Genomic DNA, 16,400 nt, shown 5'->3' on the forward strand with positions numbered 1-16,400 from the left:
TCAACAAATAATGGAAGAAAATAAAATGTCTATATAAAAGGAGAAAAGAACAATGGTTAAAACATTTGAAGCACAATTGATTGGTACGGATTTAAAAATAGCAGTAGTAGTTGGTCGTTTCAACGAATTTATTACAAGCAAATTATTAGACGGTGCATTAGATGGTTTAAAGCGTCATGGTGTGGATGAGAATTCTATCGATGTCGCATGGGTTCCTGGTGCATTTGAAGTTCCGTTCATTGCAAAACAGTTAGCCGAAACAAAGAAATATGATGCAATAATTGGATTAGGTACTGTAATCCGTGGCTCAACAACACATTATGATTATGTATGTAATGAATCAGCAAAAGGAATTGCTAATGTATCACTAACTACAAATGTACCTGTTATTTTTGGCATTGTTACTACAGAAAGTATTGAACAAGCGATTGAGCGTGCAGGGACTAAATCAGGAAATAAAGGCTATGATGCAGCAATGTCTGCTATTGAAATGGCGAATTTAAAGAAGATGATTGGATAAGTTTTTCTAATAATAGTATGAAAAATTCGTAGGTGAATTATTCTGAAAAAGCATTATGAACATTAAAGTTTTCTTGCATATTTTTTTAGACCGTGGGGAAAATAGCCGTAAGTGTATTTGTGTTATTACTCATAAATGTACTAATTAGGAGCTGGCTCAGTAGGAGATGAGGGATATTTCTTCAATGCAACAAGAATTAAATATCAAATCTTTGAAGTCACTATTTCAACGCTCTGCTGATGTAATATTCCAAGAATATTTATTTCAGCAACATAAAGTACATTTGATAAAATGTGAAGGAATGATGGATGAGCGGTTACTGCAGACTGTTATTGTACAACGAGTACAATCATTATTTACTGGAAAATCGGAGGAATTGTTAGAGGAACATATACAAAATAATTTACACATTCCCCATCTTCAGAGAATAACAAGTAAAGATGATGCGATGACTAGAGTCTATAAAGGGCATGTTTTATTATATTTTGAAAATCAGAATTTGTTGTATTCGAGTTATATCGCAAAAAAACCAAATAGAGAACCTAAAGAAACAACTCTTGAATTAGTTGTCAGAGGTCCAAGAGATGATTTTATTGAGGATGTTTTTATTAATATTGCTTTAGTACGAAAACGATTACCTACCAATTCATTAAGTGTTGAAACATATGAACTTGGTAAACGCTCCAAAACAACCGTAGCTGTACTTTATTTTGAAGATGTCGTCAATCAAAAGATGCTTGAGAAATTAAAATTACAGCTGCAGCAAGTTGATGCAGATATTGTTTTTAGTGGGGATTTATTGATGGAAAGAATTGAAAAGAGTACTAAAATTATACCAAGACATGATTATACTGGACGTCCTGATTATGCTGTACAAGCTTTAAGTAGAGGGCGCATTATCATCATAGTTGATGGAGTATCCTATGCCATTATTACACCTACAAATTCAATGTTACTCTTTAAATCCGGTGAGGATAATGAGTATCCGATTATTATAAGTTCTATGGAGCGTATACTACGAATAGTAGCTATTTTAATAAGTGTACTTTTACCAGGTTTTTGGATTGCACTTACAACCTACCATCAAGAGCAATTGCCATTCATTCTATTAGCAACAGTTGTTGAGTCAAGAACGGGTCTCCCATTTCCAACAATTCTTGAAACATTAATGATGCTTTTTATGTTTGAATTATTTCGAGAAGCAAATATACATTTACCCAATGTTATTAGTGGTTCCATAAGTGTTGTTGGGGGGTTAATTATTGGAGATGCAGCTATTAAATCGGGTGTTACGAGTCCTTCCATGATTGTAGTTATCGCTACTTCCAGTATTGCAGCCTATACACTTATCAATCAGTCTATCGTAACAGCAATGAGCATTCTCAGGATTATCATCATTTTAGCATCTGCCTTTTTTGGGTTATTTGGATTCTTCATTTCGGTGTTCTCCATACTTCTTTATACTGCGAATATACGAGTATTAGGTGTTCCATTCTTAAATATGGGCGCAGATTTAGATTGGCAAGAGATAAAAAGATCTTTATTTCGCTTATCTCCAGCAGGTTATCGTACGCGACCTAAATTTTTAAATGTACAGGATAAGACAAAGACATCGAGTAGGAAAAAGTAAATATTTAAAATGTAGAGATCAGGCTTTTATGCCTGATCTTTTTATGTCTTATTTCACTTGACCTTTTATTAACTTGAAGCTTTACGATGAATTTAAAAAATTAATTACATTAGGTAAGGAGAGAAAAGTAATGAGATTTTATGAGGAATTAACGGAAGGCTTGGCCGTTGGATTAGCTTCAAACGCCGAATTCCGTCATTGATATGTATTTTGGCTATAATATTACCTTTCCAGAAATGGGCTGTAAGACGGAAATTAAATTAGAAACTTTGATTTTCAATCCAACATTATATATTGGAAGAGAACTTCCACATGGTTATTGTTACAATTCAAGCAACGAGTATGAAGGAGAAAAATATTCAAGGGCGTCAATCTTAGGAGAGGACGCTGAACCGATTACAATTTCCTTTAAAGATTATTTGGATGACGCTCTAACGCTTCCTAAAAGGTTAAAAGGTTGAATTGATCTAAACAACAAAGATGGAATGGAATAAGTAATATATAATAAGAAAGGTGGCATGATAAAAATTTTGTTCGGCTTTTTAGTTTACTTTCTAGGGAAGGATTATTAAACTAATGGTTGCAACTAGAAGGGTGTTTCGCTCGAAAAATAAAAATTGTTTTAGAATTTTATCAGTCCTGAACAAGACTTCTCCAACATTAATACGGGAAGGAGATAGCCCAAAAGTAAGTGGCGATAAAGTAGGTTGGTAATAGTCAAAACTTGCTTGGGATGATAAGATAAGAACGAATAGTGTTATTTAGAGAGGCGAAAAATCTGGAATCTTATACATAACAAAAAGCCGATTCCGGACGTCATTATGCGAAGGCCAAGCCCAACTAAATTAAGGCATTATTCATGTCTATAGATGAGGAAGTACCAGTTTGTATGAAAACACGAAAAATAAAACTAATTTTACTACTATCAATTATCTTATTAATATTGTTTACAAGTTTAAACATCTTTACATCCTACATAAAAATGAAAAAGACAGTTGAAGAGTCAATAGCTAACCAAAGTCTGGAAGCTGCTAGTTCTATTGCATCTTCAATTGATGTAGAGGCGTACAAAAAATTTTTAGATAACCCTGTGAAAAACGATTATTATTGGCAATTAAGAAATTACTTAAATGATGCAAGAGTAAAAATAGGTGCCTTATTTGTTTATACATTAGAGATTGATAATCCAAAGGTATCCAAAGCAATGATTATGGGTTTACCACCTGAATCTAAAGGCTTTGATATTGGAATGGACTGTACAGTACCCGAGATGCAAGTGCAAAGAGCTTTTAAAGGAGAAACCTTTGTAACAGAAGTAATAGCAGATCCTATATACGGGTCTTACTTAACTGTTGGTGCACCGATCAAAGATAAAGCAGGGAAGATTATTGCATACATAGGAATTGATATTAGTGCAGACACATTAAATGGCATCAAGGGAAAAGTAATCAAAGACAATCTTTTTATCTTTATTTTTAATGGTTTGCTCATTTTAATCGTTATTTGCTCTGTTTTCTTCTTACAGAGATGGTATCAAAAAGAAGTAGCGAAGGAAGTTGGAGCGACAGAAGATACATATCAAGCAGAAATTAAAACTTTAATCACTTCCGTGTCCTCTTTAAGACATGATTTCACCAATCATATACAAGTGTTACATGGATTTCTGCAATTAGACAAACCTGATCAGGCCAAACAATATTTATCTTCACTTTCCAAAGAGGTTCAGGCAATTAGGTCACTCAAATTAAATATTGATCATCCTGGCTTGGCAATATTATTACAAACGAAAAAACTAACTGCACAAAATCATAATATTGATATGGATTTTTCAGTCTCACAGGATGCATTTAATAAAATTAAAACAACGGATTTAATCAAAATCTTGTCGAATTTAATAGATAATGCGATTGATGCGGCAAATGAATTACCGGAAGAGCAACGAAAAATTACAATTTGCTGTAAAGCTGATGATAATCAATATGAATTTAAGGTTACAAATACTGGACCAAATATTATACAGGCAGGGCAAATATTCAAGCAAGGATTCTCTACTAAAAAGCCAGGAATTGGTAAAATAAGAGGGCAGGGCTTGTTTATTGTGAATGAAATTGTTAATAAGTACGACGGTCAAATTTCTATCGATTCATCAAAACATTTAGAGACAACAGCAATAGTTACCATTCCAATAAAGTAAATTTCCAAACTTCATAAAAATAAAGCGTTAAAGTAATGCAAATAAAGCCGTCGGATTGGACGGCTTTTTTTGCAATTATAATACGCCCGCATTTCTAAGTAACGCTCTCTAAATAGTTTTTATATTCCTCGCTCATCTTTGATTTCAGTAGTTGCTTTTATCGATTCTACTCCTTCTAGCCGTGTTCCTAACTCATCTGCCTTCCGTTTAAAGCTTCAAACTTAGCATAATCCTCGAACTGCTCCAAGCCCTTTTACATTCCCTTATAGATTATCTTCTTGCTCTCCCCTAGAATCACTAAAGCCGTGGATTTCGTTTTATTGTAATAAGGGTCTTTAAAGTTGTTTGCACTCAATGAAATTGTGTAATTCTTGATCAACAGCAAACGGATTGCCTTTTGCTTTTGAAAGACGGGAAAAGGTGAATAATGGAATTCCAACAAATAAGGATAGAATAAGATTTCAAAAATCTGATGAATTGGATTAAATTAAAGCTGCATAAAGGGCTACCGTTAGGGAAATGGGCTTAGCGTTGCAAACCCGTATTTTCCTGACGGTACCCATATAATAAAGTTTCATCTTACGCAAAACGCCTAAATGGGGAGGTTTACCGGCTAAATAAAGGGAATGCGGATGAAATTAGCTGCTCTACTGCTGAAGTAACTCTCGCTATGTAAAAAGCTTTTTTAACTTTCATTTTACATTTTTTGAGCGATTCTTTTCATATATTATTAATAATCAAAATGGTACTCTATTAGGGGGAGATGAAATATTTGGATAAATCAATCCTTTCTTTATTGAAAAAGGGTGGATTCATTTTGTATGCGAGGCATGGCCAAGCGACTGTTGGGGTAGATCAGACAAATTTAAATTTTCAAGATTGCTATACGCAAAGAAATTTGTCTGACGTTGGGCGCAGGGAGGCCATTTACTTTGGACAAATGCTTCGCTATTATCAAATCCCGATCAGTTCACCGATTGTCGCAAGTCCGTTTTGTCGAACAATTGAAACGGCACAGCTCGCATTTCCATATGCCTATATCCAAATTGATCCAATCGGGTATGAAATTTATAAATTGGGTGGAAACATACCTATCGTTGAAAAAACAAATATATTATCAAATCTGCAATCGATGTTAGAAAGAAAGCCACCACATGGTACGAATCAAGTGATCGTTGCCCATAGCTTTCCCGAAGATGTTGGGTTAGGGAATATTTCTAATATGGGAATGGTTATTGTTAGGCCAAATGGTCCTGGAAATGGGTATGAAATAATAAAAAAATTAACTTTAGAAGATCTACCACTTTTAGGTAGTGGCTCTAATTAAGCTAGGGATGGGAGAAAAGCATGGAAATAAAAACAGTTTCACAGTGCACTTTAGCGGAAGTTTTAAAAGCTTGGAATAAAGGCTTTGAGGGATATTTTGTTCAAATAGAAATGAATGAAGAGCTGTTTTTAAACCGCCTCGTTAAAGAAGGATTATCGTCAGAGCTTTCAATTGTCGCATTTGATCGAAATAATCCTGTAGGCATTGTATTAAATGGCTTTAGAGAAATGGATGGAAAGAAAATCGCTTGGAATGGTGGAACAGGTATCTCTCCCGACTATCGCGGTCAAGGTGTTTCTCGTGTTTTAATGGAAGAAACAAACGCCATCTATGAAAGAGAGAATGTAGAAGTTGCAACGCTTGAAGCTATAAAAGAGAATAAAGTAGCCATTGCGTTATATGAGAAGCATGGCTATACAATTACAAATAAATTGCTGTTTTTAAGTGGCGAATATGAAGCAAAAGTAAAGGAACAGGCCGCAATTCATGTAGAAACTATTCGGCCAGAGCAGCTTCCTTATTTATTTTTTTACCAGGAAGATGTTCCTTGGCAATGTAGCTGGCAAAGTAATAAACAAGGTGAAGCGAAAGTTTTTTTCAACGAGAATAATGAAGCGATTGGTTATATGTTATATAAAATCGTATGGGATATGGATGGAGCAATCGACCACATAGTGCTTTATCAATTAGTGTTATTGGAAAATGGCAAGGTAGAGCATATACCACACTTTATCGCAAGCATTACAAATCACAAAGTAAATTTAGCCACAGTTAACTTTTTAGCAAGCAATCCAGCGGCGAGCTATTTGATGGAGAATGGGCTAGAGGTAAAGACAGAGCAAGTGCAAATGAAGAAGAAAATGGATTGATAGGTGAGTAGAGAAAACTACACAAGGCTTGAAATATCATAGTTTAGCTCTAACGTTGATAAATTTACATTAAACTCGAATTGTTTCAAGTATAGCCTATGGTGAATATCACAGAATTTGGTTCTTATATAGGATGTTGCCTAAAAATCACTGCGTCTATGCGCTAACGGCTAACTGACTACTTTACGTAGGCTTGAGTACAAAGATGATTCCGGCCGGCCGCTTTGTTGATCCGTTGCGGACAGCTACAATTATGTGAGGCATAATTGATTAGGTTGTCAACATTTGAAATTTCCAGTATACTAATCCGATAAAGAAAGTAAATAAAAGGATGAAGTTAAATGACGTTTGAAGAGATATTACCACGCTTAAAAGCAGGAGAAAAAGTAATTCGTAAAGGATGGGGCGGTGCTGAATTATATGTGAAGCTTGTTGGACAAAGCGAACATGATGGCGAGGCTTTGAATCCTTATTTTTTAATTAATGTACGTGGTGAGGGCTATACAATGTTCACACCAACAGTCTGTGATTTATTAGCGGAAGATTGGGTAATTGTCAATTAATCGAAAGAGCCATCTCAAATGAGGTGGTTTCTTTGTTTTTTGAGGAGAGATATGTATGAAGTTTGAAGAATATAACGGTAAAACGGTATTTGTAACGGGGGCTGCTTCAGGTATTGGTCAAGCTCAAGCTATTGCATTTTTAGAAAATGGGGCAAGTGTATTCGGGTTTGATTTAGATGAGCAAGGGTTAGAAAGTCTACATTATCAATATCCTGAACAATTTGCCTATAAAGTAGGCAGTGTATGCAATAAAGACGATGTAGAGCAAGCGTTTGAAGCGGCGCTTTCAATATTTAAACAAGTAGATATTTTATTAAATACCGCAGGCGTATTAGATGGCTTTGCTAAAACGCTTGATACCGATGAGGCGCTTTGGGATAAAATTATGAATACTAATGTAAAAGGTACTTATTTTGTGACAAATACGATATTACCCCATATGGTTAAACGAAAATCAGGCACAATCGTTAATATGGCATCTATCGCTGGACTTGTTGCTGGCGGTGGGGGCGCAGCGTATACAGCATCCAAACATGCAATTGTCGGCTATACGAAGCAGTTAGACTTAGATTATTGTCGTGAAGGAATTCGTGCCAATGCCATTGCACCTGGAGCCATTCAAACACCGATGAACAAAGCAGATTTTGAAGGTGATGGTGCGATCGCAAAATGGGTCGCCGATGAAACGCCTGCTGGACGCTGGGCCCAACCACATGAAGTGGCGAGTTTAACACTTTATTTAGCTAGTCCATCAGCTGATTATATACACGGTGCAATTATACCGATTGATGGCGGATGGCTTACTAAATAGTATTGTTTAATCGTAAATTGTTCTGCTATAATACGCAAGTAAGCAAAATTTAGCTTGCACTGCGGCACTTCAGATAGGGTGAAAAGCTCTCTTCCTTTGGCCGTAGTTATTACTAAAATAGCGGATATGCTATTTTACAAAGGAGAATAAAATTGCATACATCTATTGTAAAAGATTCCAGCCGTGCTTCTGTAACCGAACTTACAAAGACGGCACTTGTTGCAGCTTTATATGTGGCTGTAACAGTTTTATTGTCTGTCATTAGTTTTGGGGCAGTTCAACTACGTTTGTCGGAAATGTTTAACTACCTGGCCCTCTATAACAAGCGCTATGTATTAGCCGTGACGCTAGGAGTAGTACTCGCAAATTTCATGTCACCAACGTGGGTATTAGATGTACCTATTGGTGGAATTGCGACATTTCTAGTTTTAATTCTTTGCCGCAGCGTAACGAAAAATATAACAAATGATATAATGAAAATGGTTATTACTGCATTGATTTTTGCTGTATCGATGTTTACCGTTGCAGGACAATTAACAATTCTCAATGATTTTCCTTTTTGGGCGACCTGGTTTACTGTAGGTGTTGGGGAGTTGCTATCCATGACTGTTGGTGGTATGACTATTTATTTATTGAATAAAAAAATTGATTTGACGAAATAAATTGAAGAGTAATGCAAGTCACATTAAAAGGTGACTTGCTTTTTTTGATGTTAAAAGAGAAACAGGCTTTGCGATCAGCCAGCGGAGCGCCTGAATGTTTAGAGAAGCCTTAAATTGTACCACCATCAATAACTTCTGCTGTAACAAATAATTCTGTTGCAAGAAGAGAGGAAGAGCTATCCCCATCTGGTACAAAGCTACATTATCGAACACGAGGCGTTCCATAATGTAAAAGAATCTGCCGTCACTTTTGTCCGACTTAAAGAGCTTTATTTGCAATTAAATATTTTTAAATAGTGATAATTAATCTCTTCTTACACCAAACTAGTGGAAAGGCATAGGAAGGTGATGGAATGAAACAACAGCAATATAGTGCAGGAGATATAGTTTTCATTTTTTATCAATATCCATCTATTCAGCAAGTAGTAAACATACAGGAAGCTGCAGTAGTGAACAATCCAGATAATCCAAAGGAGCTAGCGCTATTTCTCTTTGAGACGTATTACCCGTTAACAGATGATATGTTAATATTTACGAGCGAAATGGATGCTGAGCAAGCTTATCACCAATATTTTCATTGATGGAGGTAGAACAAGAGATCCTCTTGTAAAAATTGATTTACTGTCCCTCAACGAAATGAAACAGCTTTTCAAACACTCTTTGAGAGAAAACAAAAGCTTAATTAACTTTGTGCTATCAATGCTGAATTGGAAAGGAGCGCTTTGTGCAAGCGCTAAGCCGATTCTAGATGCACTCATAAGTGATTAATGAGTTATTGCATTGTCTTTTATTCTTTATAAAGAATAACTAAAATGGACTGCCGTATAATTCATCCCCATTCGATACTTTAAGATACCTGAAAAAATACCTCTAATCACTTTAGGTCCTCTTTAACTAAACCTTTATTTCTAAAACTTCTCTTTTTACAGTATGTTCTAAGCTTTCCCCTAATTCGATCAAAACCGCCTGGAAGCCCCAAATCCCCATTTATAAACAGTTTATTTGCGTTATTGAGATAGTTAAAACAAAAAAATCCTCCTTTAATTTGTATAATCTTAATCTTGGTGGTAACGCTAACAAAGATAGTCATGAAGAAAGGGGGAATACATTATGGACTCATTTCAACCGAATTGTTGGTCGGAGCATGAAGAACTTAAGGTTGTTATGCTTTGTGCACCTTCCAAATTAGATGTACCAGATTTAACAATAGCTGAAAATGTAGGATGGGATGCTGCTGTTAATCATGTAAAAGCAATGGACAATTTCATGGGATTTAAGACAACACTAGAAAATGCAGGTGTCAAGGTTATTGATTATTCGGAAGAGCTATCAACTGATGTAAAAACAGTGAGTGAACAGCTTATAATAGATACTTTGTTCGCGATCTAGCCTGTGTAATAGGAAATAGCATGTTCTATGGAGCGGCGGTTAGTTCGCTAAGGCTGAAAAAGGCGGTGGTGGCATTCGTTGCATGACATTGCCATTGTTAAGAAAGTAGCCAGAAAATGCAGGAGGCTTGATCAAAATGACATCTAAAACAAGTAAAGGGAGGTTGTCTTGGTGGCAGCTTTCGCTTCTCGGTATAGGTTGTACACTAGGAACAGGCTTTTTTCTTGGGACAAGTATGGCCATTCATAAGAGTGGACCTGCTGTTGTGATTCCTTTTTTGTTAGCGGCCATTGCTACGTATATTGTCTATGATGCCCTTGTTAAGATGTCAGTTGATAATCCGGATAAGGGATCATTCCGTACTTATGCAAAGCAAGCTTTTGGCAATTGGGCAGGATTCAGTAATGGCTGGATTTACTTGATTTCTGAGATGCTCATTATGGGCAGCCAATTGACGGCGCTCGGTATTTTCACAAAGCTGTGGTTTCCGGCGCTTCCTTTATGGGTTGCTGCGTCTATTTATGCTGCACTTGGGTTAGCCGTTATTCTAACGGGTATGAAGGGCTTTGAAAAATTTCAAAATATTTTTGGTGCGTTAAAGGCAGCGGCGGTTGTGATGTTTATTATAGTAGCGGCTGTCTTACTAATAAAAGGATTTAATTCGGAATCAACGACACTCGATGCATTGTATGCAAATTATGGAGAATTTTTCTCGCAAGGTGTGAAAGGACTATGGCTTGGGCTACTATATGCCTTTTATGCATTTGGTGGAATTGAAGTTATGGGTTTAATGGTCATTGATTTAAAAAATCCTAAAGAAGCACCGAAAGCTGGAAAAGTCATGATTATTGCTATAACTGTCATTTTTATAATGGCTATTATGCTTGCCTTGGCGCTTGTATCTTGGAAGGACTTTAATATTGAGGAAAGCCCATTTATTACAGCGCTTAACGGTTATCACATTCCTTTTTTTGCAGACATTTTTAATGGTGTGTTAATTATTGCAGGTTTTTCAACAATGGTAGGCTCGTTATATGCGGTTATTACGATTCTCATTACTTTGGCAGAGGATCATGATGCGCCAACGGCTTTGGCGAAAAAAGGAAAGATGAAAATTCCATTTCCTGCATTTCTGTTTTTAGCTAGTGGTTTAATCGTCACTATTATTATTGGCTTTCTTATGCCAGAAAAGATTTTTGAATATTTGGTTACAGCAGCAGGCTTAATGCTAATTTATAACTGGCTCTTTATCTTAGTGACATATAGAAAGCTAATGGAGTTGTCGAAGTGGGAGCATGTGAAGAATGGTATTGGGATGTTGCTCATTATAGTGACGGTGTCTGGGACGTTAGGGGAAAAAACAAGCAGACTCGGTTTTTTCGTGAGCCTGCTTTTTATCATCATCATTGGAATTGCAACTTTCATTGTCATGAAAAGGCAAAAACACAGTAATGTTTAATGCTCTTTGTTCTGAAGAGCATGTTGCATTCGTAAAAAAGGACATTTCGATGCACTACTATTATCATCACTTAAAAAATACTGCTTCCATTCATAACTACCTTCTTGCCCATACCATTTTAAATCAGAATGAGCTGGAATAGCGTCGTATTCGTTAATGCGTTGACGAATAAGCTTTTTTAACTTTCGACCAAAGACAGTAGTGTCGTTCATTTCCTCAAATATCCAGCGTGGTTGAAATGCCATTAATAAAGTAGAAAAATTACGACTCTTGCGCAATTTATGTGCGGGCGTTGCACAAGACACAAAATAAGGCGCACCGTTAAAACAAAATTCCCATTCATGATGTGCTGGATCAGTTGGAATTTCCTTTGGCCAATCGATATCATCGAATTTCGTCAAATTGTTTAAAACAAACCAAAATAAATTTCTATAATCTGCAACATTGAAATTTTTATGCATATCATTAGGGGTTTTAAAGAAAATAGTATGTGTTGTATATTTACCAAACGTTTTAGCGCACTTATCGTATTCTTTTAAGCATCGTGCTAACGTCTTGATCGATTGCTCCTGTCGTGGATCTCCGATAAAACTATAGCGTAGCTCATTCGATAAAAAGCCTTTTCTAGCTGGAATACAGGGAAACGTATTTGCTTCATCTGCAACCATGGCAGCGAAGTCGGTATATGCTGACTGTTGCCATAATGGAAGTGTTTCAAAATGATCTTCAATCCACTTCCTGTCTAACACTGCTGCTTCCACTTATGTCTCCTCCTTCTATACATCTTTATACTATTTAGGAAAGAGCAAATGGGTGACGATGTATTGGCATTTTTCTGAATTGGAAAAACAAGGGGAATTCCCGCTAAATAGATCGGATTTTATTTATAGAAAAAATGATTAATGATACGATAAGTTCTGACAATTAAAAATTACATATAGCTCGATCATTAAGGTCAAATGAACGAAGGGATGAGAGTAAATGAATTCAGTTAATATAAAATTAACAAATCGTATGTTAAGAATCTTCAAGAATGCAGAAAAGGAAGCTGCCTCTTCACAACATAAAGTGTTACAGCCTATTCATTTTTTACTTGCTTGTCTAAAAGAAAAAGAGGGGGTCCTTGGCGAAATAGTAATAAAATGTACGATAGATGAAGCTTCTATAAGAAATTTAATGCATGAACTTGATCTAAAATCAGACAAGAAAGTTACGAGCCATACTTTATTTAACGTTCCTATAACAAATGATGTTTTAACAGTATTGGAACAAGCGACTTTTTATATGCAAAACTATAACCAGGTTTATATAAATGAAGGTCACTTACTTAAAGCGTTAATAAGGGCGAATATGCTGGACGAATTCGTTTCAGAAGAAGACAAGAAAATAATTTTAAAGCTTGGTACCACTTCGCGGGATATGGTTGCACATCTTCACAATTATCAATTCCCGGTTTCGATTTCTAGTAATATTCGTAGAGTCAATCGCGATGATAAAAGCAAGCTAATTCATTTTGTAGAAAGTCACTTTTCGCAAGAATGGTCAGAAACGATTAACAGTGCCTTTTTAAGTACTACGCCTCCCATCTATGTAGCTTTTGATCATAATAGTTTCGGAGTTAGGGGTAAAATAGTCGGTTGTTTGGGATAGAACAAATCAGTTTATCTTCATTCAGCAGAAGAATTCCACCTCTGAAGATGGCGAGATGAATAAAGTGTGGTTCTTTTCAGCCAAACACTTATTGAATGAAGATAAAGCCTCCGGCGTATGTCACGGATTTTTAAGGAATGAATTGTGCAGGCACAATTCAAAATCCGAACGCAATTACGCCTTGGGGTAATTCATCAAAGTGTGAGATTAAACATATTGCTGTATTAGCTGATCAAAGAGGAAAAGGTATTGGCAGTCGACGCTATGTTTTTTTCATAACTAGCCAAGGAGAGAAATACCCGGGTGTGGAACGCTTTCTATGCCAATATAATAAACAGTAAAAGAACCTGCAATGCTTGTCTTAATGAAAAGCATGCAGGTTTTCATTTATGATTTTGGGTTAAAGACTTTATCGTTAAGAACGTTTAATGCATGATGAATATCCTCTATATCTTCTTTAGATGCATGTTGGATAAGTTGTTGAAAGCGCTCTTCTATACAGGCAAATGCTTCTCCCATTATTTTTTCTCCATCCTCTGTAAGGCAAACATAGTGCTTTCTTCGATCTTCAGTATCGCTAATTTTTTTAATAAACTTTCTTTCCTGTAATTTTCGTAATTCACGGCTTGTATTAGGTAAGGACATATGCTGGCAATCACTAATTTCAGTAGGTGTAACTGGCTGACTTACTGTTATATATTCTAGAATTTTATATTGAACTGGTGTAATTTGATCGATTTTAACGTTTTGAGTTAGTTCATGCGTTACTTGGTGTACCGCTGTTGTAAAAGCTACGAACTGATTAAATAATTGTTTTTTGTCCAAATAAGCTCACCTCTTACTGACAAGATAACAAAAAACTTATCTCAAAACAATTATCATTTGACAACTAAATTCAGAAGGTTTATTATTTCGTTATCAAATGATAAGTAATGGAGGACTTATGATGAATACATTAATTATTTATACATATCCCAATCATAATAGTTTGAATTATGCTTTTTTACAGGAGGCTATTAAGGGTTGTCATGACAATCCACTCATTAATGAGATTCAAGTATTAGATTTATACGAGGAGCAATTTAACCCAATTTTAGTATTTCATGAACATAAACGCCGTCGTGATATGTTTCGTGATCCGAAGCTAGAGAAATATCGTCAACAAATTAAGTGGGCTGATAAAATCGTTTTTGTTTATCCGATATGGTGGGGAAGACCACCAGCAATGCTTTTAGGGTATATTGATCAATTATTTGCGGCCAATTTTGCCTATAAAGATAAAAAGGGACTATTTCCTGAGGGGCTTCTAAAAGGAAAATCAGTGGTCTGTATTTCGACAATGAAAGGGCCAACAAAATATCCATTATTATTGCTCAATAATGCGCATAAAATATTAATGAAAAGAGCGTTATTTAATTTTGTTGGTATTAAACAAGTGAAGTTTTTTGAATTTGGCAATATGGAAAGTAAGAAGGGGGGACAAAGCAAAAAACTTGAAAAAGTTTATCAATATTTTAGAAAAGTAGCTTACTAGTTCAGCTGCCTAATAGACTCGTGCAGATGAAGAAAGAATCTCCTATTCGTTTGCACGAGTCTCATTGATTTCTAATGGCAGTGTTACAAAAAACGTTGTAAATTCAGCTGGTATACTTTCAACGGTAATTGTTCCGTTATGCATATCGATGATTTTCTTTACTATAGATAGTCCTAATCCACTTCCGCCATTGTCAGCAGTTCTTGATTGGTCTGCTTTATAAAATCTTTCGAATACATGCTTTTGTTGTTCTACTGTTAAACCGATACCGTTATCATGAATGTTGATAGTGATTGCATCCATTTGTTTTGTCATAGAAATCGTAATGGTACCAGCAGCTGGAGTGAATTTAATGCTGTTGCTTAGTAAATTCATCCATACTTGATTCATTAAATCTTCATCAGCCATGACCGAAATGTTTTCTAATTGCAGATCCATGTCGATATTTTTGACTAGCCAATTTGGTTCCAGCGTTAGTACGACATTACGCAATTGCTTATCGAGTCGGTAATGCCTTGGCTCAAAGGGATGATGTTGTGATTCTAACGACGTTAGCTTTAGTAAATTGTCACTAATTTTTGATAGTCGATTACTTTCCATCTCAATGATGGCTAAATAATGCTGTCGTTTATCCTCCGGGAGGTCAATGTTTTTCAATGCTTTAGCAAAGCCGTTAATAGATGTTAGAGGCGACTGAATTTCATGAGATACATTCGAGATAAATTCTTGACGCATTCTTTCCATTTCACCTAATTCGACTGCCATATGGTTGATGCCATGTATTAATTGACCAAATTGATCTTCATCTGTTTTCAGATCTAATTTAACAGTAAAATCACCTTTAGCAATCCTGCTTAATGCATTTACAATCGTATTCCAATAGTTCCGTTGTCTTTTTAGCCCTATTAAAAAGCTGATGATGGCTGAACAAGCAAAGAGAACAAAAACACCAACTACCGTCCATAATTGCAGCCAGAAACCTTGTGGATGTTCGCCTAACCAATCATAAATCCAGGACGTTATGTGGTAGGAAATTAAAGCAAAGAAGATGCTAATGATAAGAAGAAGCATTAAAGTTAAAAAAAGCTTTAAAAAATTTTTTAGTCTTCTCATGAAACAAGTTCCAATCGATAGCCTAGGCCGCGAATTGTACGAATAGAGAATCCGCTTGTTTCTTGGGGGAAACGTTGACGAAGTCTTTTAATGTGAACATCGACTGTCCGTTCATCACCTTCATAATCATATCCCCAAATTTCTTCGATTAACTGTTCACGTGAAAAAGTTTTTCCGGCATAGCTTGCTAACGTAAATAATAGTTCAAATTCCTTTAAACGAAGTGTTAAAGACTCACCGTTATACAAGACTTCATGTGTATTTCGATTTAACTTAATATTGCCAGCTTCCACAAGTTGAGATAGGGAAATATGGTATCTTTTAAGTATCGATTTTACACGGACAATCAACTCTGCTGGCTCAAATGGTTTAACAAGATAATCATCTGTTCCAAGATGAAAGCCCTTGACCTTTTGTGACGTTTCTCCTTTTGCGGTTAACATTAAGATGGGGAGATTATCATTAAATGAACGTATTTCTTCGCATAATTCCCAGCCGTTCATCTTTGGCATCATGATATCCATAATAATCATATCCACCTTATCAGCATCCAATTTGGACAGTGCATCCACACCGTCCGTAGCTTCAATTACCTCTAAACCTTCATTTTGTAAAAATACCTTAATTAATTCTCGAATATGCGCATCATCATCTACAACTAATAGTTTTGTCATGTTAA

Annotated in this window: 17 protein-coding genes; 13 read left to right on the forward strand and 4 right to left on the reverse strand. The window is 35.8% G+C overall.

Annotation, left to right across the window (positions count from 1 at the left end; genetic code table 11):
• Window positions 1-52 precede the first annotated feature (52 nt).
• The 11 genes from ribE (at window position 53) to MY533_RS06870 (ending at window position 11,424) form a co-directional block, all read left to right on the forward strand.
• The gene (ribE, locus tag MY533_RS06820) at window positions 53-520 is read left to right on the forward strand and encodes a 6,7-dimethyl-8-ribityllumazine synthase (protein ID WP_132359158.1); all 468 of its coding nucleotides are present in this window, start codon (window positions 53-55) and stop codon (window positions 518-520) included.
• Between the two features lie 184 nt (window positions 521-704).
• The gene (locus MY533_RS06825; RefSeq protein ID WP_248718492.1) at window positions 705-2,150 is read left to right on the forward strand and encodes a spore germination protein; all 1,446 of its coding nucleotides are present in this window, start codon (window positions 705-707) and stop codon (window positions 2,148-2,150) included.
• Window positions 2,151-3,039: 889 nt separating this feature from the next.
• Entirely contained in the window at window positions 3,040-4,344 is a 1,305-nt protein-coding gene (locus MY533_RS06830; protein ID WP_248718493.1) for a Spo0B domain-containing protein, read from the forward strand.
• A gap of 763 nt (window positions 4,345-5,107) precedes the next feature.
• On the forward strand, window positions 5,108-5,671 hold the full coding sequence (locus MY533_RS06835) for a histidine phosphatase family protein (protein ID WP_371873307.1): 564 nt from the start codon (window positions 5,108-5,110) through the stop codon (window positions 5,669-5,671).
• A gap of 20 nt (window positions 5,672-5,691) precedes the next feature.
• Window positions 5,692-6,540, forward strand: a complete 849-nt coding sequence (locus tag MY533_RS06840) for a GNAT family N-acetyltransferase (protein WP_248718495.1) — start codon at window positions 5,692-5,694, stop codon at window positions 6,538-6,540.
• Between the two features lie 341 nt (window positions 6,541-6,881).
• Complete coding sequence (locus MY533_RS06845; RefSeq protein WP_142508321.1) at window positions 6,882-7,103, forward strand: DUF2829 domain-containing protein; 222 nt, start codon at window positions 6,882-6,884, stop codon at window positions 7,101-7,103.
• 55 nt (window positions 7,104-7,158) lie between these two features.
• The gene (locus MY533_RS06850) at window positions 7,159-7,914 is read left to right on the forward strand and encodes a 3-oxoacyl-ACP reductase (RefSeq protein ID WP_248718496.1); all 756 of its coding nucleotides are present in this window, start codon (window positions 7,159-7,161) and stop codon (window positions 7,912-7,914) included.
• A gap of 152 nt (window positions 7,915-8,066) precedes the next feature.
• Window positions 8,067-8,576, forward strand: a complete 510-nt coding sequence (locus MY533_RS06855; RefSeq protein WP_248718497.1) for a QueT transporter family protein — start codon at window positions 8,067-8,069, stop codon at window positions 8,574-8,576.
• A 353-nt stretch (window positions 8,577-8,929) separates the two neighbouring features.
• Window positions 8,930-9,157, forward strand: a complete 228-nt coding sequence (locus tag MY533_RS06860; protein WP_248718498.1) for a transcriptional regulator SplA domain-containing protein — start codon at window positions 8,930-8,932, stop codon at window positions 9,155-9,157.
• A gap of 529 nt (window positions 9,158-9,686) precedes the next feature.
• Window positions 9,687-9,965 carry a hypothetical protein gene (locus MY533_RS06865; protein WP_248718499.1) on the forward strand — a complete coding sequence of 93 codons (279 nt, stop codon included), beginning with the start codon at window positions 9,687-9,689 and terminating at the stop codon, window positions 9,963-9,965.
• Window positions 9,966-10,101: 136 nt separating this feature from the next.
• Complete coding sequence (locus MY533_RS06870; RefSeq protein WP_248718500.1) at window positions 10,102-11,424, forward strand: amino acid permease; 1,323 nt, start codon at window positions 10,102-10,104, stop codon at window positions 11,422-11,424.
• Here MY533_RS06870 and MY533_RS06875 read toward each other — a convergent pair.
• A complete protein-coding gene (locus MY533_RS06875) occupies window positions 11,421-12,185 on the reverse strand; it encodes a YqcI/YcgG family protein (RefSeq protein ID WP_248718501.1) in 765 nt (254 codons plus the stop codon). The two genes, MY533_RS06870 and MY533_RS06875, sit on opposite strands and share 4 nt — an antisense overlap.
• Window positions 12,186-12,405: 220 nt before the next feature.
• Here MY533_RS06875 and MY533_RS06880 point away from each other — a divergent pair, with 220 nt between their 5' ends.
• Entirely contained in the window at window positions 12,406-13,074 is a 669-nt protein-coding gene (locus tag MY533_RS06880; RefSeq protein ID WP_248718502.1) for a Clp protease N-terminal domain-containing protein, read from the forward strand.
• Between the two features lie 387 nt (window positions 13,075-13,461).
• On the opposite strand, the gene MY533_RS06885 is transcribed toward MY533_RS06880, so the two are convergent.
• Complete coding sequence (locus MY533_RS06885) at window positions 13,462-13,899, reverse strand: MarR family winged helix-turn-helix transcriptional regulator (protein WP_248718503.1); 438 nt, start codon at window positions 13,897-13,899, stop codon at window positions 13,462-13,464.
• Between the two features lie 121 nt (window positions 13,900-14,020).
• Between MY533_RS06885 and MY533_RS06890 the strand changes: the two genes are divergently transcribed.
• Window positions 14,021-14,608, forward strand: coding sequence for an NAD(P)H-dependent oxidoreductase (locus tag MY533_RS06890; RefSeq protein ID WP_248719169.1), 588 nt, complete (start codon window positions 14,021-14,023; stop codon window positions 14,606-14,608).
• 42 nt (window positions 14,609-14,650) lie between these two features.
• On the opposite strand, the gene MY533_RS06895 is transcribed toward MY533_RS06890, so the two are convergent.
• Both MY533_RS06895 and MY533_RS06900 read right to left on the reverse strand, forming a co-directional pair.
• Entirely contained in the window at window positions 14,651-15,721 is a 1,071-nt protein-coding gene (locus MY533_RS06895; RefSeq protein WP_248718504.1) for a HAMP domain-containing sensor histidine kinase, read from the reverse strand.
• On the reverse strand, window positions 15,718-16,395 hold the full coding sequence (locus MY533_RS06900) for a response regulator transcription factor (RefSeq protein ID WP_248718505.1): 678 nt from the start codon (window positions 16,393-16,395) through the stop codon (window positions 15,718-15,720). The genes MY533_RS06895 and MY533_RS06900 overlap by 4 nt, the downstream gene beginning before the upstream one ends.
• Window positions 16,396-16,400: the final 5 nt, after the last annotated feature.

It is taken from the genome of Lysinibacillus sp. Ag94 (assembly GCF_023242215.1).
GTDB lineage: Bacteria > Bacillota > Bacilli > Bacillales_A > Planococcaceae > Lysinibacillus.